The organism is Myxococcus xanthus (assembly GCF_006402735.1).
In the GTDB taxonomy this organism is placed as follows: Bacteria; Myxococcota; Myxococcia; order Myxococcales; family Myxococcaceae; genus Myxococcus; species Myxococcus xanthus_A.
Window position 1 is genome coordinate 6,726,818 of the sequence record NZ_CP017174.1, and the last position, 17,885, is coordinate 6,744,702.

Here is a 17,885-nt window from a genome sequence, read left to right on the forward strand (position 1 = left end):
ACGGCCCCATGACGAGGTGACACGTCAGGGGACCCTGTTCACTGAAGCGCCGCCCAGGCCTGAAGCCGCCGCTCCAACGCCGTGAGGGTCCACAGGTCCGCCGGATTGTCTGGCCGCACCTGGACCAGGTCCCGCTGAAGCGCCTCGCGCGCCTCCACGACGCCCCACTCCGACAACACCCGCAGCGCCATCAGCGAGGGCATGCGCGTCACCAGCGTGAGCAGCACCGCCACGACGCGAGGGCTTCGCTCGTCAGCCAGCCGCTGCACCGCCTCGTGACGCGCCTCAGGCGTGGAGTCCGGCGCCTCCAGCACCTCAGCCAGCGAGGTGAAGCGCGCATCGTCCAGCAACGGGCGCGGGCCGGGCTGCGGCTCCCAGTGCTCCACGGTGACGTTCGTCCGGCCCATGGAGACGCACTCCCGGCGCACGCCGTCATCGCCGAAGAGGTCCATGATGCGATCCCTCGACGGCGTGCCGCCCACGAGCAGTTGCCCCGCACGCTGGGAAAGCGTGGGTGACACGCCGAGCAGATGGACGCGCAGCACCGTGGCCTCGGCCGCGGCGCCCTGCTCGGTGGAAGCACGGGGCCACTTGAGGAAGACCTCCGCCATCCCCCGTTCATGGACGTACCAGCGGTACTCCAGCCACACGGCGCTGGGGCGGAGGGCAAAGCGGGCGTCTTCCTGCTCGCGGAGCCGGGGGGCACCTTCCGCAAGCCCGGTGAAGCAGCGTTCCAGCAGGGCCAGGGCGTCGGAGAGCGTCATGAAGGTGGGGCAGTGTAGCGACGTTTGTCAGGTCGCCGGGCCACCATCGTTAGTGTACAATCAACACCACTTCCGAGGTCGCCCATGAGCGAAGCAGGACAGCAGCGGTTCACCTTCTTCTGGCAGGCGCACTCCCCCTTCTCCCAGTGGCACCGTTCCGACTTCGTCGTGGACGGCGTGCACTACGTGTGCGCGGAGCAGTACATGATGGCAGGCAAGGCGCGGCTCTTCGGCGACACCGAAGCGCTGGCGAGCATCCTGTCATCGAAGTCGCCCAAGACGCACAAGGCCCTGGGCCGCAAGGTCCGCGATTTCGACAACGCGCGCTGGGAGAAGGCGCGTGAGCGCATCGTCTACGAGGGCAACCGCGCGAAGTTCACCCAGAGCGAGGAGCTGCTGAATGCACTCCTGGCCACCGCGGGCACGGAGCTGGTGGAAGCCAGTCCCGTGGATCGCATCTGGGGTGTGGGGTTGGATGAGGAGGACCCGCGCATCCAACACCCCGCGAAGTGGCGCGGACTGAACCTGCTGGGCAAGGTCCTCACGAAGCTGCGCGAGGACCTGATGGCGGAGGGCGTCACCAAGGCGTCCCCCGCCAAACCGTAGGGCTCAGAAGTCGTAGCGCACTTGAGCCTGGTCCGACAGGACCAGGTTCACCGTGCCCGAGGTCTTCCCGAACTGCGCCCCGAAGCGCTGCGAAACCGAGGACACGTCGAAGCGAGGACTGGCCCGCAGGAGCGCCTTGCACCGGTCGTTGTTCCCATCGTGCACCAGCACCAGGTTCGCCACGGGCGTGCCATCCACGCCCTGCTGGAGGTTCCCATCCCAGGCCAGCGAGTACGTGTGCTCGGCGCAACCTCCGCCATGCATCACGGCCACCGTCAGGATGCCACCGTCCACCTTGGCGCTTCGGATGTTGATGGGGTCCTTCGGCTCGGGATTGGGCGTCACAACCAGGGGCTGGACGGCCGCCTTCGCCTCACCTTCCTCGGCGGGCGGAATCTCGGTGGCCTGCGTGTCTTCAGGGGCCGGCGCCGACACTTCCGCGCTGGCTTCGGCCTCGGCGGGTGGCGGTTCCACCGGAGCAGTGCCTGTATCCTGCCGGCCCGCACAGCCCGCGAGCAGTCCACACAGCATCACCCCACTCCAGACGAGCTTTCGCATACGTCTCCTTATCGCCGCAGCGCGGCCTCGTACGCCGCCAAGGTACCCTCGGCGGTCCGCTTCCAGGTGAACTTCGCGGCCTGCGCCTTTCCACGCTCCGCGAGCGCCCGTCGTTCCTCCGGCGAGTGGAGAAGCCGGTCCAACGCCCTCGCGAGCCCGTTCGCATCGTCGGGCCCCACACTCAGCGCGGCGTCGCCACAGACCTCCGGCAGCGAGCCCGCGGTGGACACGATGGTGGGCGTCCCCAGCCGCATCGCCTCCAGCGGTGGCAGCCCGAACCCCTCATAGCGAGAGGGGAACACGAACACGGCCGCGCGGCGCATCAGCTCGTAGAACACGGCGTCGGACTGATAGCCGAGCGAGCGCACCTCGAACCCCTCCGAGCGCAGCCGGGAGATGCGCGCCTCCACGCGACCCGCGCCGAACCAGCTCTGCCCCGCAAGCACCAGCGAGACGGGCCGCCCCCGCAGCCGCAGCCGCTCCAGGGCGTCCAGCACCAGGTCCACGTTCTTCCGCACGTCGAGCGAGCCCGCGTAGAGCACGTATTCCTTCGGCAGCGAGAGCGCGCGCAGGAAGTCCTTGCTGGTGTCATCCAGGGCTGGCGCATGGACGTGGTCCACGCCATTGGGCACCACCACCGTGCGCGACTCCGCTTCCGGGTAGCGGGCCAGCAGGTCCTGCCGCGTGCGCTCGCTCACGCACACCACCTGGTCCGCCACCATCAGGCTGCGCGACAGCCACAGACGGAACTGCCAGCGGAACGCGGACGACACCGTCTCCGGCATCAGCAGTGGAATCAAATCGTGCACCGTCAGCACGTACTTCATGCCGGGCACGCGGATGAGGGGCAGGTTGAAGTTGCCGTGTGCGTGGTACAGCGGCGCGTCCGAGCCCTGGAGCACGCGCGGCAAGCCTCTCAGCGTCCAGGCAGTGCGCCCGGCTTTCGCTCGAGGAGCCTCGCCAGATGACCGAGCCCCTACGCGGGTGAGCTGGACGCCGAGCGCCTCCAGAGCGGAGGCCAGGCAACGGGTGTACAGGCCGATGCCGGTGGTCGGCTCGTCCCAGAGTGTCGCGTCGAAGGCGATAGGTCCCATGGACACGGTGCGCCTCATACCACGAGCGTGTGATAGGCAGGGTCCGCATGGCGATCCACCAGTTGATACCGAGCTTTGTCCCCGGCGACGCCACCGGGCAGGCCGCGTTGCACCTGCAGCTCCTGCTGCGCCGCATGGGGCACGCGGGCGCGCTGTACGCGGACGAGGTGGGCCCGGGGCTCGAAGGGCTGGCCAGCCCCGCGTCCGCGCTGCGTCCCGCGCCCGGTGACCTGGTCCTCTACCACCATGGCATCGCCTCCCCGCTCAGCAGCCGGCTGATGCACCTGCCCTGCCGTCGCGGCATCGTCTTCCACAACATCAGCCCCACACGTTTCTACGAGGGGCTGCCGCTGGCGGACGCGCTGGTGGCGGGACGGGCCCAGCTCGCCGCGATGGCCCCCTTCGCGGATGTGGCCATCGGCGTGTCGGACTTCAACGCCGCCGAGCTGCGCGTCGCGGGTTACCGCAACGTCCACACGGTGCCCCTCTTCATTGAACCGGAGCGATTCTCCCGCGCCAGCGCGGACGCGAAGATGCTCCAGCGGCTCGAAGGTCCAGGCCCCGTGCTGCTCGGCGTGAGCCGGGTGATGCCGCACAAGCGCTTCGAGGACCTGCTCGCGCTCCATCGCGAAGTCCTGCGGCTGCGCCCCCAGGCCCGCCTGTTGATGGTGGGCGGCTACGAGCCCGGCAGCCGGTACTTCCGCATGCTCCAGCGCGAGGCGCGCGGCCTGCGCGGCGTGAGCTTCCTGGGACGCCTGAACCACGCGCAGCTCGTGGCCGCGTACAGGTCCGCCTCCGTCTTCGTCTCCATGAGCGAGCATGAGGGCTTCGGCGTCCCTCTCATCGAGGCCATGGCCGCCGAGGTGCCCGTGCTGGCCTACGCGGCCGCGGCGGTGCCGGAGACGTTGGGCGGCGCGGGCGTGGCCTTCGACCAGAAGCGCTTCGCCTTCCTCGCGGAGCTGGCGGTGGACCTGAGCGAGGACGTGTCCCTGCGCAAGCCCGTCATCGCAGGTCAGACGCGGCGGCTGGAGCACTTCTCCGCGCATTCCGTGCAGACCGGCTTCACGAAGGCACTGGAGACGGTGCTCCCCCGCCCCGCGCCCACGAAGCCCCGGAAGCCTCCCGAGCGTCCCCGGGTGGCGTTGGTGGTGCAGCGCTACGGCGAGGTGACGGGCGGCGCGGAGAAGCTCGCCGCGCAGATGGCCGAGCACCTGGCTCCACACTGGGACCTCACCGTGCTGACGACCTGCGCGAAGAACCACCTCGTGTGGGACAACGCGTTTCCGCCCGGCCCCGACGTCGTGGACGGCATCAAGGTGTTGCGCTTCCCGTCCACGCGGGTGCGCAACATCCGGGGCTTCAACGGCCTGTCGCGGCAGGTGTTCGACAAGAGCAACGAGCGGCTGCGCGAAGAGCAGTGGGTGGCCGAGCAGGGCCCCATGTGCCCCGGCCTGCTGCACCACCTGGCCACCGAGCGCGACGCCTACGACGGCTATCTCTTCTTCACCTACCTCTACGCGCCCACGGTGTGGGGACTGCCGCTGGTGGCGGACCGGGCCCTGCTGGTGCCCACCACACATGATGAGGCCCCAGTCCGCTTCGGTGTGTATCGGGACGTCTTCGAACGCCCGCGCGCCCTGCTCTGCCTCACGCCGGAGGAGCACACGCTCATCGAGAAGTACTTCCCGAATCACGCACCCACGCGGGTGGTGGGCGTGGGCGTGGACCGGCCTCGGGCGGATGGCGCGCGCTTCAAGGAGAAGCACGGCATCCACCGGCACTACCTGCTCTACATCGGGCGTCAGGAGCCAGGCAAAGGCGTGCCCGAGCTGCTCCAGCACCACCAGGCCTTGAAGGAGCGGTTCGAGGACGCGCCGGACCTGGTGCTCGCGGGCGACACCAACATGGAACTGTCCGGCGAGGGCGTGCGCTATCTGGGCCGCATCGACGAGCAGGACAAATACGACGCGCTGGCGGGGGCATTGGCGGTGGTGGTGCCGTCCCGCTACGAGAGCCTGTCGCTGCTGACGCTGGAGTCCTTCGCCCAGGGCACGCCCGTGCTCGTGAACGGGCGCTCGGACGTGCTGGTCGGACAGGTGGAGCGCAGCGGCGCGGGCCGCGCGTACACGGACCTGGAGTCGTTCATCCAGGGCCTGCGCGAGGTGGGCGCGGAGCGTGGGCCCATGGGCAAGCGGGGCCTGGCGTACGTGAAGAAGCAGGGCTGGCCGCAGGTGGTGGCGGCCTACCGGGAAGAAATGCAACGCATCCTCGAGGAGAAGCGCCAATGAAGTTACTGGGACGGGACATCCCCGCGCGGGAGCTGATTGCCCGCATCGAGGAGCGCCTGCGCACGCGCGGCCTCCCCACCTCCGAGGAAGTGGAGCTGCCGCCCGAAGGCGTGGAGCCCCGGGTGGAGCCGCTGACCTTCAACCTGCATGCGCTGGAGGAGTACGCGGACGCCACGCGCGCCCTCCCCCTGCACACCCACCGGGGTGGCGTGGGACAAGTCGTCCTGCTGGCCAAGTGGGCCTTCCGCAAGTCGTGCCAGGTGTTCATCAACGAGGCGCTCGGCAGGCAGCGCGTGTTCAACGGACACGTGCGTGACTCCTACGCGCAGCTGTCCGCCGAAGTGCTCCGTCTGCGTCGCGAGGTGGAGGCACTCCGGGCGAGGCCAGTCCCCGCGGTTGCCGATGCAGCGGTGCCGCAGCCGTCCACCGCGTCGACCACCACGACGGCACCGGCGATTGACGCCGTGCTGCCCAAGCCGCGTGACACCAAGGCCCAGTCACGGCAGCCGGTGAGCGCGGCTTCTACGGGCACGTCGGCCGTCCCGCCACCTGCCGCACGCGCGCAGGCACCGGTGCCCGCCGCGGGCGAGCCGGTCACGAGCAAGACCGCCCGTGCGAAGAAGGCCGCGCCTTCTGCGCCTGCACAGTCCTCAGCGGAGGCTTCGCCGCGCCGGAACGCCTCCGGACAGAAGAAGCGCCGCAACAAGAAGTCCCGTTGAAGACCACCCGACACGAAGCGCGGCGCCTGCCCCGGACCTCCTGAACAGGCCGCGCTCCTGGACTTCGAGCCGTGCGACCTGGTGAGTGCGAGGCGGGAACTAGCCGACACCTTGCATTGACGACCCATCAGCACCTGTGCTCAATCGACCACGTGCATGCGCCCTTCGTCAGCGTCGTCATCCCCGCCTACAACGAGGGCCAGCGGCTGCCTCGCTTCGTCGCGGAGCTCACGCGCGTGTTCCTCGAGCGGAGCGCCCCACCGGTGGAGTTCGTCGTCGTCGACGATGGCAGCGCGCCCGAGCAGGCCGAACTCCAGCGCGCGAGCGTAGAGGCGGCCCAGGCTCGCCTCGCCACCGCGGGGGCGCGGCACCAGTTCACCTACGTAGCGGCGCCTCGCAACCAGGGAAAGGGCTTGGCCATCCGGCTCGGCTGGCGTCACGCGTCAGCGGGCGTCACGTGGCTGGCCTTCCTGGACGCGGATGGCGCCATCAACGCCGAGGAGTTCCACCGGCTGGTGGCGATGAGCGCATCAGAGATGGCGCAGAACGTGGACGTCCTGGCCGGCTCGCGCATCCTCATGGCCGGACGCCGCGTCGTGCGCAGCCTCCACCGCCACCTGCAGGGCCGCATCTTCGCCACGCTCACGGATGCGAACTTCAAACTCCACTTCTACGACACGCAGTGCGGGGTGAAGTTCGTCCGCGCGGACATCCTGCGGCCGCTCCTGGACGTGCTCCAGGAGCAGCGCTGGCTGCTGGACGTGGAGTTGCTGGTGCTGCTGAAGCGCCAGGGCGCGCGCTTCCTGGAGGTCCCCATCGACTGGGAGGACTTCGGAGGTTCCAAGGTCATCCCGGGGCTCGACGCGGCGCGCATGTTCTGGGGACTGCTGCAGCTGCGTCGGCGGCTGGAGCATGTGTCCCTGCCTACCCACCGTGACGCGTTGCCCGAAGGCGAGCCACACGCCCAGCGGTAGGCAGGAGCGTCACTGTGTAGGCGTGCAGCCCCTTCATGCCTGCACGCGATACAGACCCTCACCTCCAGTGACAAGCCCGCTTGATTTCCGGACGGCACACCGCGAAATAGGTGCCGCTTGGAAGCCGTTTCTCCAGGTTCCTCCCACACTGTTCGTGACATGCGCGCCTTGACTGACCTGCCCTCCGACCCCACCCCTCCTCTGACCCTGGGCCTGCCGGGCTTTGTCTTCGAGGACCTGTATCGTCCCGCCGGTCTGCGCCGGCTGGCGGAGCGCTTCGACGCACAGCTCGCCGAGGATGAGCCCGAGCTCTTCCACGCCTTCGACGCGTACCGTAAGTCTGGCGGCAAGAGCGTCAGCGGCGCCGCAGAGTCGGACCTGCTCATCCGCGTGTCGCGCCACGTGTCGCGCTTCGTCACGCGCCTCTTCAGCGTGGAGCAGGAGCTGGAGCGCATGGCCGGCCGCCTCAAGGGCGAGCTGCCGCTCTTCGACTTCAAGCGCGAGTTCATCACCCGCCGCGTTTTCAAGAAGGGCGCCGCGGACCGCCCGGCGCTGGCGGAGTTCCCCTCGCTGGACGCGCGCATGCGGCTGATGCTCCAGCTGGGCTTCCCGGAGGCACTGGCCACCGGGGACCTGGAGCGGGGTCTGGCGGAGTCGGTCCTCGCTCTGATGGACCTGGAGCGCCTGTTCTCCAACGCGCTGCCCGCCGAGCGTCAAGGTGAGGCGGAGGCCCTGCGCGCCCGCTGGTCCGCGCTGCGCGAGGTGCTGCTGTCCACGCCCGAGGGCAAGGACGCCTTCGGCTCCAGCCTCGTCACGCAGGGCGATGACGCCGCGGAGCTCCAGTCCGTGCGCGCGCTGCTGTCGCTGGCGGACCGCTGGACGTACGCGCGGGCGCTGCATCCGGAGACGAAGGACATCTTCCACGCCTGGCCCACCCACCGGATTCCCAAGCCGCTGGTGTTCGACCAGCTCGTCCACCTCCAGCGTCCGGACAACGAGCTGCCCGAGGCCACCGAGGGCCTGGAGCACCACCTCCGCCACCGCGACGGTTTCAAGCTCACAGACCGCCGGGGCACCTCGCGCGACGTGATGAACGAGGTGGACTACTGCGTGCTCTGCCACGAGCGGCAGAAGGACTCATGCACCAAGGGCTTCCCCGCCAAGGACCCGGTGGCCGAGGGGCACCACTACAAGAAGAACCCACTGGGCATCCCCCTCAACGGGTGCCCGCTCGACGAGCGCATCTCCGAGGCACACCTGCTCAAGCGCGAGGGCAACTCCGTGGCCGCGCTGGCCATGGTGACGCTCGACAATCCGATGTGCCCCGGCACCGGTCACCGCATCTGCAATGACTGCATGAAGGCCTGCATCTTCCAGAAGCAGGAGCCGGTGAACATCCCGCTGGCGGAGACGGCCACGCTCACGGACGTGCTGAACCTGCCGTGGGGCTTCGAAATCTACGGCCTGCTCACGCGGTGGAACCCGCTCAACGTCCGCCGCCCGTACGCGCTGCCCTACGTGGGCCGCAACGTGCTGGTGGTGGGCCTGGGCCCCGCCGGCTACACGCTGTCGCACTACCTGCTCAACGAGGGCTTCGGCGTCACGGGGATAGACGGCCTCAAGATTGAGCCCTTCCCCGACGCGCTCGTGGGCCGCAACGGCCACGCGCTCCAGCCCATCCGCGACTGGTCCGCGCTTACCAGCGAGCTGGACGAGCGCATCCTGGAAGGCTTCGGCGGCGTGTCCGAGTACGGAATCACCGTGCGCTGGGACAAGAACTTCCTCACGCTCATCCACCTCACGCTGGCGCGGCGGGAGAGCTTCCGCATCCACGGCGGCGTGCGCTTCGGTGGCACCCTCACGGTGGAGGACGCGTGGGCGCTGGGCTTCGACCACATCGCCATCGCCGCTGGCGCGGGCCGCCCGACCATCATCGGGATGAAGAACAACCTCATCCGGGGCATCCGCAAGGCCAGTGACTTCCTGATGTCGCTCCAGCTCACCGGCGCGTTCAAGAAGGACTCGCTGGCGAACCTCCAGGTGCAGCTGCCCGCCATCGTCATCGGCGGTGGCCTCACCGGCATCGACACCGCCACGGAGCTGATGGCGTACTACCCGGTGCAGGTGGAGAAGGCGCTCGCCCGCCACGAGAAGCTGGTGTCCCAGGTGGGCGAGGAGGCCGTGCTGGCCCGCCTCGACGCGGAGGAGCGCGCCACCTACCAGACGTTCCTGGAGCACGGCCGCGCCGTGCGCGAGGAGCGCCAGAAGGCGAAGGCCCTGGGCAGAGACCCGGACTTCATCAAGCTGGTGCGCGCGTGGGGCGGCGTCAGCCTCGTCTACCGCCGCAGCCTCACCGAGTCCCCCGCCTACCGCCTCAACCACGAGGAAGTGACGAAGGCGCTGGAGGAAGGCATCCGCTTCATCGAGCGCATGAGCCCGGTGGAGGCCCTGCCGGACGCCTCCGGCGCGGTGCGCGCGCTGCGCTTCGAGCGCATGGTGACGGTGGACGGCAAGCTCAAGGGCAGCGGCCAGGTCTTCGAGCTGCCCGCGCGCACGGTGTGCGTCGCCGCAGGCACGTCCCCCAACGTCACGTACGAGAAGGAATACCCGGGCACCTTCCAGCTCGACGCGCGCGGCGAGTACTTCCAGAGCCACGAACTGGTGGATGCGGAAGACGGCTTCTCGCTGGTGCCCGTGAAGGCGAAGGAGGACCCGGCGGCGAAGACGGGCTTCTTCACGTCGTACCAGCAGGACGGCCGCTTCATCTCCTTCTACGGCGACAACCACCCGACCTACGCGGGCAACGTGGTGAAGGCCATGTCCAGCGCGAAGGACGGTCACCCGCAGGTGGCGCGGCTGTACGCGAAGGAAGTGGCCGCGCTCGACTTCACCGACGAGGTGGCCCAGGCCGCGCGTGACGCGCGGCGCGCCGCGCACTTCGCCAAGCTGGACGAGGCGTTCACCGCCACCGTGGTGGCCGTCAACCGGCTGACGCCGACCATCGTCGAGGTGGTGGTGCGCGCGCCCTTCGCGGCCAGCCACTTCTCTCCCGGCCAGTTCTACCGGCTGCAGAACTTCGAGCGGAACGCGCCCGTGGTGGACGGCGTGCGCCTCACCATGGAGGGCCTGGCCCTCACCGGTGCCTGGGTGGACAAGGAGAAGGGGCTGATGGGCACCATCGTGCTGGAGATGGGCTCGTCCTCGCGCCTGTGCGCCGCGCTCAAGCCCGGTGAGCCCGTGGTGCTCATGGGCCCCACCGGCGCGCCCACGGAGATTGGCCACAACGAGACGGTGGTGCTCGTGGGCGGAGGTCTGGGCAACGCGGTGCTGTTCTCCATCGCCCGCTCGCTCAAGGCGGCCGGCTGCCGCGTCGTGTACTTCGCCGGCTACCGGCAGAAGTCGGACTCCTTCAAGCACGACGAAATCGAGGCCGGCACGGACCAGATTGTGTGGTCCGTGGACACCGGAGACACGATTGAGCCGCGCCGGCCGCAGGACTCGGCGTTCCGGGGCAACGTGGTGCAGGCGATGGTGGCCTACGCGGAAGGCAAGCTGGGCCCCGCGCCCGTCGTCGCCCTGGCGGACGTGGACCGCATCATCGCCATCGGCTCGGATGGAATGATGCGCGCGGTGGCCGAAGCGCGGCACGGCGTCCTCCAGCCGCACCTCAAGCCGGGACACGAGGCCATCGGCTCCATCAACTCGCCGATGCAGTGCATGATGAAGGAAATCTGCGCCCAGTGCCTCCAGCGGCACGTGGACCCGGTGACGGGCAAGGAGACGTGGGTGTTCTCCTGCTACAACCAGGACCAGCGGCTGGACCAGGTGGACTTCGTCAACCTCCGGCAGCGCCTGCGCGGCAACACCGTCATGGAGAAGGTCGCCGACGTCTACCTGGCGCAGCTCTTCAAGCAGGCCCCGCACCTCAAGCGCGTCTGAGGCGAGGGGGCAGTGCCCGTCTTCACCGGCGCGTGCCGGTGAAGACGCGAATCATCTCCTGGTAGTTCTGGATGAGGTCTTCCTCGCGCGTCAGGACGACGTCGACGTTCGCATCGCCGTAGTCGCGGCGGGCGTCAGCCAGCGTCTGGAAGGCCTCCACCTGGGCGCGCATCGACGCCACCTGGGGCGCCATGCCCTGTTGCTGCTCGGGCGGCAGCTTCGCCTGGAGCGACTCCAGCTTCTTCAGCTCCTCATCGTACTGGAGCGTGCGCCCCAGCTGCCGCTGGCTGATGACGGCGGTGACGACCTCGGCGATGCCGTTGACGTCCGCCTCGGAGAGCTGTGCCTCGCGGCGCGCCTCGGCCTCCGCCTTGGCCTTGGCTTCCACCACCTTCAAGCCCTCGCGCGCGGCGGCCATGGCCTCCGGGGTGCCGGCGTCCACCAGCGCCCCCAGGTTCTGCAGGCCCTTCATGAGCGAGCCGTACACATCCAGCATCCGCCGCTGGTAGCCCACGTACGCGTCCAGCTTCTCCTTCGTCACCGTGTAGGGGCCAGCCTCCACCACACCGGCGGGAGCGCCGGGGGCCTGCTCACCCACCGCCCCGGCGGGCGGCGCGGAAGCGTCCTCGGGTTTCTTGCAGGCCGAGAAGGCCACGAGCACCCACAGTCCCCACAGCACCTTGCGCACGCGCTTTCCTCCAGACGGGACATGTCAGCCCCTCATGTATGCTGCTCCGGCAACCTGGGCGGTGAGAGGCGTCCCGCCTCTGTCTGTCATGGTGGGGTTGTTCCGGCCACTGAACAATCGCCGCATTACCTTTGACCAACCCTGCCGCGCTCGTGTACGAACCGCGGTTCTGTCGAAAGCGGTGGAGGGAATTTGAGGCTTTTCCTGGTTAGGCACGCGGATGCGGACGCGGAGATCCCCGAGGGTCTCGGTGACGAGGCACGCGCCCTCACCGCGAAGTCCCGCACCAGCACCGCCCACCACTTCGCTTCGCTGACCGAGCGCATTGGTCCCGTGGGGCGCATCCTGACCAGCCCGCTGGTTCGCACGGTGCAGACGGCGCAGATCCTCTCCATCTCCGCCAAGTTCGAGGGCCCGCTGAAGGTGCATCGCTGCTTGCTGCCCGACATGCCCGTGGGCGCGGTGGAGCCGGTGCTCAACGAATACGCGGACGAGAACCTCGTCCTCGTGGGTCACCAGCCGTCCATGGGCGCCCTGGCGGCCCATCTGCTCGGCATGCAGTCCTTCCCCAAGCCCGTCAACCCGGGCACCGTCATCGGCCTGGAGCGCGCGGAGGGGGAGTCTTCACCGCCGTTCAAGTTCCTGTTCTACGCCGCCCCTGGTCAGCAGGTGCTCGACATCATCCAGTGAGGCCATTGCGGCCATGATGGACGAAGCTCGCTACAACCAGCTGGTCTCCGCCGCGTTCAAGCGCATCCTCGCCGCGGCGGATGCCATCGACCCCGACATCCTGGAAGCCGACAGCACCGGCGACATGGTGACGCTCACCGCGGCCTCGCGGGAGAAGTGCATCGTCAACACCCAGCGCGCCGTGCGGCAGATCTGGGTGGCGGGCCGGGGTCAGGGCATCCACTTCGACTACGACGCGGCCACCGGCACCTGGAAGGACGACAAGGGCCGGGGCCTGGAGTTGATGTCCTTCGTCGCGGACGTCGTCCGCGGCATCACCGGGGCGGACTTCGCCTATCCCGGCTGAGTCCTGCCGCTCGCGGCCTCCACCCAGTCACCACCCGCGGCCTGAGCGCGGCGCAGGGCCTCTCCGGCCTCTTTGAGGAGGCCGCCGAAGCTGACCTGGGCCAGGGCGCCCGCCACGGGTCCACGGCCCGGCGGGGGCTCGGAGACGGCGACGCCCACGGAGGCGCTGGCGCCCTCGAAGGCCGTCAGGGACTTGATGAGCTCGCGCAGGCGCTGCCCCACCACCAGCGCGCCGGAGCGCGGCGTGTGCGGGAGGAAGACGACGAAGCGGCTGTCCGCGAAGGGCACGGCGACGTCGATGTCGCGCACGCCGGACACGAGCAGTCCCAGGGCCTCGGCGAGCGCGAGCTTCCGCGCGGCGGGGGCCAGGGGCGCGGCTTTCTCCGCGAACTTGTCGATGTCCACCAGCAGCACGGCGATGGGGTAGCGGTAGCGCCGGCTGCGCTTCACTTCCATCAACATCAGCCGCTTGAGGAACTCGAAGTCCGGAGAGGAGCCGACCGCCGCCAGGTCAGACCGGCTGACGCGGCTGCCGCCCGGAACAGGCGTGGGGGCGAGCGCGGGGAAGGAGCCGGAGTGCCGGGCACCCACCGAGGAAGGCGGAGCGCTGGCGGCTGGTGTCGCGGTGGAGGCGTCAGGCACGCTCGTGGATACAGCGCCCGAGTCCGAAGGTTTCGCCGCCGAGGTAGCCGTGGCCTCGGGCGGAGACCTCTGCGCGTCCGCGGGCTGCGTCGCTGCCTCGGGCCGGGTCGTCGGCTCGGACGACGCCTCGAGACCGGCTCCTGACGCAGCGACAGCCTCCGTGGCCTCGGGTCCGTCCTCGGACGCTTGCCCGGCGGCATCCGACTCGTCGGCCTCTGGCTCCGCGTGGAGCAGTGGAAGGTCGTCTTCCTCGGAAGCCTGCGTCTCCGCTGTGGCCGAAGCAGGCGCCGCGCCCACATCCGGGGCCGTGCTGCCCGCTTCGGAGGACGGCGACGTGATGGGCTCTTCGTCCAGCTCAGGTGGCAATGACGCGGACTCCGCGCCGCGGCCCTCGGACAACGGCGCATCCGCTTCGCGCGACGGTGGCACCACCAGCGCCTGTGCGGTCTCCGCTTCCGGTGCCTCTTCGTCGAGCGGCGGCGGAGGGGGCATGCCCCGCGCATCCGCGCTCTCGACAGGTGCATCCACGTCGTCGAGCGGCGGCGGAGGCGGAACCATCCGCCCGCCCAGCGCGCCCGGCAGCGGCGGCGGCCCGCCCGAGTGAGACGCTCCATCAAACGAGGGGAATGGCGGCCGCGCGCCCACGGAACCCACCCGCCGCAGCGCCTCCTCGCGCTGGACGAGCAGGGACACGCACGTCAGCACCGTGGGGCGCTTCAGCGGCCCCACCAGGCACCCGTCCGCGCCCGCCTGGGCGGCCCGCGTGTCCGCCTGCTCCTCGTCCGGCGAGTACAACAGCAACACCGGCACGGCGAGGCCCTCGGCCCGCACACTCCGGCACAACGCCTCACCGTCCAGGGCGCCCGTTCCGGACGCCAGCAGGACGGTGGGCGTGCGTTCCCGCACCGTGCGCAGCGCCTCGTCGACGCTGCTCACCCAGGACACTTCGTGACCGGCGGACTCGAGATAGCGGCGCAGAACGCCCGCCACCGGTGCGGAGGGCTCGGCGAGGACAATGGAGGGCATCAAACCTCCATGACCTCCTTCTCCTTCTTCTTCACGATTTCATCCACCTGCGTGATGCCCGCGTCGGTCTGCTTCTGCACGACCTCGGTGATGCGCTTGTGGTCGTCCTCGGTGATCTTCTTGTCCTTCAGCTGCGTCTTCAGCGCCTCGTTCGCGTCGCGGCGGAGGTTGCGGATGGTGACCTTGAACTCCTCGCCCTTGTTCTTCACCTGCTTGGCGATGTCCTTGCGGCGCTCCTCGGTGAGCGGCGGGAAGGGCAGGCGAATCATCTCGCCGTCGTTCATCGGGTTGATGCCCAGGTTCGCCTCGCGCAGCGCCTTCTCGATGTCCTTGAGGACGCTCTTCTCCCACGGCTTGATGGTGATGAGCCGGGGCTCGGGCGCGTTGACGCTGGCCACGCCCGACAGCGGCGTCGGCGTGCCGTAGTAGTCCACCCGGACGCCATCCAGGATGGCGATGCTGGCGCGGCCCGTGCGGACCTTCGTCAGGTCCGTGCGCAGGCCCTCGATCGACTTGTCGATACGGCCCTTCAGTTCGGCGACGACGTCTCCACTCATTGCGTTCTCTCCTTGAGTGCTTGCCAGTGGGTCGGGGCTCAGGCCCAGACTGTCTCGCTGCCACCCACCAACGTACCAATGTCCCCATCACCCAGCACCGCGCGGCGGATGTTGCCCCGCTGCGTCAGGTCGAACACGATGATGGGCAGCTTGTTGTCCATGCACAGCGAGATGGCCGTGGAGTCCATGACGTTGAGATTCTGCTTCAACACGTCCATGTAAGTCAGCGACCGATAGCGCCGTGCCGTGGGGTCCTTCTTCGGGTCCGCGCTGTACACCCCGTCCACCTTGGTCGCCTTCAGGATGACCTGCGCGTTGATTTCCATGGCGCGCAGAGAGGCGGCGGTGTCGGTGGTGAAGTACGGGTTGCCGGTGCCCGCCGCGAAAATCACCACGCGGCCCTTCTCCAGGTGGCGCACGGCGCGCCGGCGGATGTACGGCTCGGCAATCTGCTCCATCTTGATGGCGGACAGCACGCGCGTGTGCAGACCCTTCTTCTCCAGCGCGTCCTGCATGGCCATGGAGTTGATGCAGGTGGCCAGCATGCCCATGTAGTCGGCGCTGGCGCGGTCCATGCCCTCCGTGGCGCCAGCGACGCCCCGGAAGATGTTGCCGCCACCAATCACCAGGGCGACCTCCACGCCAGCCTGCGCCACCTCGATGACTTCCTCGGCGATGCCCATCAGCGTGGGCGGATGGATTCCGTACTTCCCCTCCCCCATCAGGGCCTCGCCCGAGAGCTTGAGGAGAATGCGCTTATACGGGAGCGGCTTCTTCGTGTCGGAGGACATGCGCCACCGCTTCTATCCCCCGCTCAGCGAGGGATCAACGCTGGAGTCGGTGGGCCGGCCCCACATCGTCCGCTGGCGGTCGCACGGGGAGGGGCCAAACAGACCCGCAAAAGCGAGGGCCGCGTCGCCCGGACGCCCCGTGTGGGGCATTTCCGGTGCGCGCGGCCCTTGTCAGCCCTGCGTCCAGGCTCGCGGCCCGTGAGGACCGCGGAGGCCTTACGCCTGGCCTAGCGTCTTGGCGACTTCGGCGGCGAGGTCGTCCTTCTTCTTCTCGATGCCCTCACCCACCTCGTAGCGGACGAAGCGGCGCACGGAGACCTTCTCGCCAATCTTCGCGGCGCGCTCGGAGATCATCTCGCCGACCTTCTTCTTGTCGTCCTTCACCCAGAGCTGGTCCACGAGGCACACGCCCTCGTAGTACTTCTCCATCTTCCCGACGAGGATCTTCTCCAGCATCGCCTCAGGCTTGCCCTGCTGCTTGAGGAGCTCGCGCTGGATGTCCTTCTCCTTGTCCAGGTTGTCCGTGGGGACCTCCTCACGACGGACGAACTTGGGGCCGGCCGCGGCAATCTGCATGGCCACGTCCTTCACCAGCTCCTGGAAGTCGGGGTTGCGGGCGACGAAGTCCGTCTCGCAGTTCACCTCGACGATGACGCCGATGCGGCCACTGTGAACGTAGGTGCCAATGACACCTTCGGAGGCAACGCGGCCTTCCTTGCCAGCGGCCTTGGCGATGCCCTTCTTGCGCAGCCACTCCTCGGCCTTGGCGAAGTCGCCACCCGACTCGGAGAGCGCCTTCTTGCAATCCATCATTCCCGCGTTGGTCCGCTCGCGGAGCTCCTTCACCATCTGGGCGCTAACTTCGGCCATCGTCGTCTCCTGCCTCCGCCACTCCAGGGCGCACTGCGCCGGGCGGAGCATTGCAAGTTCAAGGGGGATACTGCGGCACCAGGGAAACAGAGGCGGCCGGGGAGCTGGCCCGAACAGGCGCCACCCGGCCGCTTCGGCACTGACGTGAGGAAGGGACGGCTACTCGGCCGCCGCCTCACCCTCGGGAGCAGCGGCCTCGGCGGCCGGCTCGGTGGACGCGACAGGGGCCGCGGCCTTCATCTCAACGAGGGGGCCACGGCGGTCGCCGCCACGGTCACCACCCCGGTCGCGACGGTCGTCGCGGCGGTCACCGCGGCGCGGGCCACGGCGGTCATCGCGGCGGTCGCCACGGTCGTCACGGCCCTCACGCTCCTCCTGCTCGTCGCGCTCGGCGGCGCCCGAGGCGCGGTAACGCGCGGCGCCCTCGAGGCAGGACTCGGCAATCTTGGAGGTGAACAGCTTGATGGAGCGGATGGCGTCGTCGTTGCCGGGGATGACGAAGTCGATGCCGTCCGGATCGCAGTTGGTGTCCACCAGGCCGATGACCGGGATGCCCAGGCGGCCCGCCTCGTGGATGGCGATGTGCTCCTTCTTCGGGTCGATGACGAAGACGCAGCGGGGCAGCTTCGACATCTCCTTCACGCCGCCCAGGTTCTTCTCCAGCTTCTCGCGCTCACGCTCGAGCTGGGCGACTTCCTTCTTGGGCAGGCGCTCGAAGGTGCCGTCCTCGGCCATCTTCTCCAGCGTCTTCAGGCGGTCGATGCCCTGCTTGATGGTCTTGAAGTTGGTCAGCGTGCCACCCAGCCAGCGGCTGGTGACGAAGAACTGACCGGCGCGCGCGGCCTCCTCGCGGACCACGTCCTGCGCTTGCTTCTTGGTGCCGACGAAGAGCACCGAGCCACCGCGCGCGGTGATGTCCGCCACGAAGCGGAACGCCGAACGGGCCATCACGACCGTCTTCTGCAGGTCGATGATGTAGATGCCGTTGCGGGCGCCGAAGATGAACGGCTTCATCTTCGGGTTCCAGCGCTTCGTCTGGTGGCCGAAGTGAACACCGGCCTCCAGGAGCTGCCTCATCGTGATGCCACCGGCGGCGGCCATCGCCTGCTGCTGCGTCTGCGTGTCCTGCGTTTCCATGTCGTCTCTCCGGTTGTTCCGCCACGTTCGAGAAACCTTCCGGCCGAAACGACCACGGGGGAGTCCCTCTCCGAGGAGAGGCCCTCACCCACGGAAGCACCGGCGACCGGCACGAACGTGTGAGTAGTGGGTACTGCCTGGGGTGGACTTCCCCCCGACCCCATACCTTGGGGCGGGGGGTCCTTAACAGAACCCCT

The 17,885-nt window shown here is 68.9% G+C and carries 16 protein-coding genes; 7 read left to right on the forward strand and 9 right to left on the reverse strand.

Going from position 1 to position 17,885, the window contains the following annotated elements; genetic code table 11:
• Positions 1–38 precede the first annotated feature (38 nt).
• Positions 39–764, reverse strand: a complete 726-nt coding sequence (locus BHS09_RS27450; protein WP_140799527.1) for a hypothetical protein — start codon at positions 762–764, stop codon at positions 39–41.
• Between the two features lie 84 nt (positions 765–848).
• Here BHS09_RS27450 and BHS09_RS27455 point away from each other — a divergent pair, with 84 nt between their 5' ends.
• Positions 849–1,370, forward strand: coding sequence for an NADAR family protein (locus BHS09_RS27455; protein ID WP_140794437.1), 522 nt, complete (start codon positions 849–851; stop codon positions 1,368–1,370).
• Between the two features lie 3 nt (positions 1,371–1,373).
• On the opposite strand, the gene BHS09_RS27460 is transcribed toward BHS09_RS27455, so the two are convergent.
• Together BHS09_RS27460 and BHS09_RS27465 are read right to left on the reverse strand one after the other, a co-directional pair.
• Positions 1,374–1,928: a hypothetical protein gene (locus BHS09_RS27460; RefSeq protein WP_140794438.1), complete on the reverse strand. Its 555-nt coding sequence runs from the start codon at positions 1,926–1,928 to the stop codon at positions 1,374–1,376.
• A gap of 8 nt (positions 1,929–1,936) precedes the next feature.
• Positions 1,937–3,022 carry a glycosyltransferase family 4 protein gene (locus BHS09_RS27465; RefSeq protein ID WP_140796618.1) on the reverse strand — a complete coding sequence of 362 codons (1,086 nt, stop codon included), beginning with the start codon at positions 3,020–3,022 and terminating at the stop codon, positions 1,937–1,939.
• 47 nt (positions 3,023–3,069) lie between these two features.
• Here BHS09_RS27465 and BHS09_RS27470 point away from each other — a divergent pair, with 47 nt between their 5' ends.
• From BHS09_RS27470 to BHS09_RS27485, 4 genes are all read left to right on the forward strand, one after another.
• Entirely contained in the window at positions 3,070–5,310 is a 2,241-nt protein-coding gene (locus tag BHS09_RS27470) for a glycosyltransferase family 4 protein (RefSeq protein ID WP_140794439.1), read from the forward strand.
• Positions 5,307–6,029: a hypothetical protein gene (locus BHS09_RS27475; protein ID WP_140794440.1), complete on the forward strand. Its 723-nt coding sequence runs from the start codon at positions 5,307–5,309 to the stop codon at positions 6,027–6,029. Before BHS09_RS27470 ends, BHS09_RS27475 begins: the two co-directional genes overlap by 4 nt.
• Before the next feature lie 116 nt (positions 6,030–6,145).
• Positions 6,146–7,003 (forward strand): dolichyl-phosphate beta-glucosyltransferase, encoded by an 858-nt coding sequence (locus tag BHS09_RS27480; protein WP_237077482.1) that lies wholly within the window; start codon positions 6,146–6,148, stop codon positions 7,001–7,003.
• Between the two features lie 159 nt (positions 7,004–7,162).
• Positions 7,163–10,942, forward strand: coding sequence for an FAD-dependent oxidoreductase (locus BHS09_RS27485; RefSeq protein ID WP_140799528.1), 3,780 nt, complete (start codon positions 7,163–7,165; stop codon positions 10,940–10,942).
• A gap of 22 nt (positions 10,943–10,964) precedes the next feature.
• On the opposite strand, the gene BHS09_RS27490 is transcribed toward BHS09_RS27485, so the two are convergent.
• Positions 10,965–11,630, reverse strand: a complete 666-nt coding sequence (locus BHS09_RS27490; protein ID WP_140799529.1) for a hypothetical protein — start codon at positions 11,628–11,630, stop codon at positions 10,965–10,967.
• A gap of 192 nt (positions 11,631–11,822) precedes the next feature.
• Between BHS09_RS27490 and BHS09_RS27495 the strand changes: the two genes are divergently transcribed.
• Together BHS09_RS27495 and cyaY are read left to right on the forward strand one after the other, a co-directional pair.
• A complete protein-coding gene (locus tag BHS09_RS27495; RefSeq protein ID WP_140794443.1) occupies positions 11,823–12,320 on the forward strand; it encodes a SixA phosphatase family protein in 498 nt (165 codons plus the stop codon).
• A 13-nt stretch (positions 12,321–12,333) separates the two neighbouring features.
• Positions 12,334–12,666, forward strand: a complete 333-nt coding sequence (cyaY, locus tag BHS09_RS27500) for an iron donor protein CyaY (protein ID WP_140794444.1) — start codon at positions 12,334–12,336, stop codon at positions 12,664–12,666.
• On the opposite strand, the gene BHS09_RS27505 is transcribed toward cyaY, so the two are convergent.
• The 5 genes from BHS09_RS27505 to rpsB all read right to left on the reverse strand — a co-directional run bounded on the left by BHS09_RS27505 (position 12,654) and on the right by rpsB (position 17,688).
• The gene (locus tag BHS09_RS27505) at positions 12,654–14,333 is read right to left on the reverse strand and encodes a diguanylate cyclase (RefSeq protein ID WP_140799530.1); all 1,680 of its coding nucleotides are present in this window, start codon (positions 14,331–14,333) and stop codon (positions 12,654–12,656) included. The two genes, cyaY and BHS09_RS27505, sit on opposite strands and share 13 nt — an antisense overlap.
• Complete coding sequence (gene frr / locus BHS09_RS27510) at positions 14,333–14,890, reverse strand: ribosome recycling factor (protein ID WP_140794446.1); 558 nt, start codon at positions 14,888–14,890, stop codon at positions 14,333–14,335. Before frr ends, BHS09_RS27505 begins: the two co-directional genes overlap by 1 nt.
• Before the next feature lie 38 nt (positions 14,891–14,928).
• Positions 14,929–15,681: a UMP kinase gene (pyrH, locus tag BHS09_RS27515; protein ID WP_140794447.1), complete on the reverse strand. Its 753-nt coding sequence runs from the start codon at positions 15,679–15,681 to the stop codon at positions 14,929–14,931.
• Between the two features lie 216 nt (positions 15,682–15,897).
• The gene (gene tsf / locus BHS09_RS27520; RefSeq protein WP_140794448.1) at positions 15,898–16,551 is read right to left on the reverse strand and encodes a translation elongation factor Ts; all 654 of its coding nucleotides are present in this window, start codon (positions 16,549–16,551) and stop codon (positions 15,898–15,900) included.
• Positions 16,552–16,710: 159 nt separating this feature from the next.
• On the reverse strand, positions 16,711–17,688 hold the full coding sequence (gene rpsB / locus BHS09_RS27525; RefSeq protein WP_140794449.1) for a 30S ribosomal protein S2: 978 nt from the start codon (positions 17,686–17,688) through the stop codon (positions 16,711–16,713).
• Positions 17,689–17,885 lie beyond the last annotated feature (197 nt).

Bases quoted from the DNA above. Each gene is read 5' to 3' on its own strand.
- BHS09_RS27450 (WP_140799527.1), bottom strand. From the start codon at position 764: ATGACGCTCTCCGACGCCCTGGCCCTGCTGGAACGCTGCTTCACCGGG.
- BHS09_RS27455 (WP_140794437.1), top strand. From the start codon at position 849: ATGAGCGAAGCAGGACAGCAGCGGTTCACCTTCTTCTGGCAGGCGCAC.
- BHS09_RS27460 (WP_140794438.1), bottom strand. From the start codon at position 1,928: ATGCGAAAGCTCGTCTGGAGTGGGGTGATGCTGTGTGGACTGCTCGCG.
- BHS09_RS27465 (WP_140796618.1), bottom strand. From the start codon at position 3,022: ATGGGACCTATCGCCTTCGACGCGACACTCTGGGACGAGCCGACCACC.
- BHS09_RS27470 (WP_140794439.1), top strand. From the start codon at position 3,070: ATGGCGATCCACCAGTTGATACCGAGCTTTGTCCCCGGCGACGCCACC.
- BHS09_RS27475 (WP_140794440.1), top strand. From the start codon at position 5,307: ATGAAGTTACTGGGACGGGACATCCCCGCGCGGGAGCTGATTGCCCGC.
- BHS09_RS27485 (WP_140799528.1), top strand. From the start codon at position 7,163: ATGCGCGCCTTGACTGACCTGCCCTCCGACCCCACCCCTCCTCTGACC.
- cyaY (WP_140794444.1), top strand. From the start codon at position 12,334: ATGATGGACGAAGCTCGCTACAACCAGCTGGTCTCCGCCGCGTTCAAG.
- BHS09_RS27505 (WP_140799530.1), bottom strand. From the start codon at position 14,333: ATGCCCTCCATTGTCCTCGCCGAGCCCTCCGCACCGGTGGCGGGCGTT.
- frr (WP_140794446.1), bottom strand. From the start codon at position 14,890: ATGAGTGGAGACGTCGTCGCCGAACTGAAGGGCCGTATCGACAAGTCG.
- pyrH (WP_140794447.1), bottom strand. From the start codon at position 15,681: ATGTCCTCCGACACGAAGAAGCCGCTCCCGTATAAGCGCATTCTCCTC.
- tsf (WP_140794448.1), bottom strand. From the start codon at position 16,551: ATGGCCGAAGTTAGCGCCCAGATGGTGAAGGAGCTCCGCGAGCGGACC.
- rpsB (WP_140794449.1), bottom strand. From the start codon at position 17,688: ATGGAAACGCAGGACACGCAGACGCAGCAGCAGGCGATGGCCGCCGCC.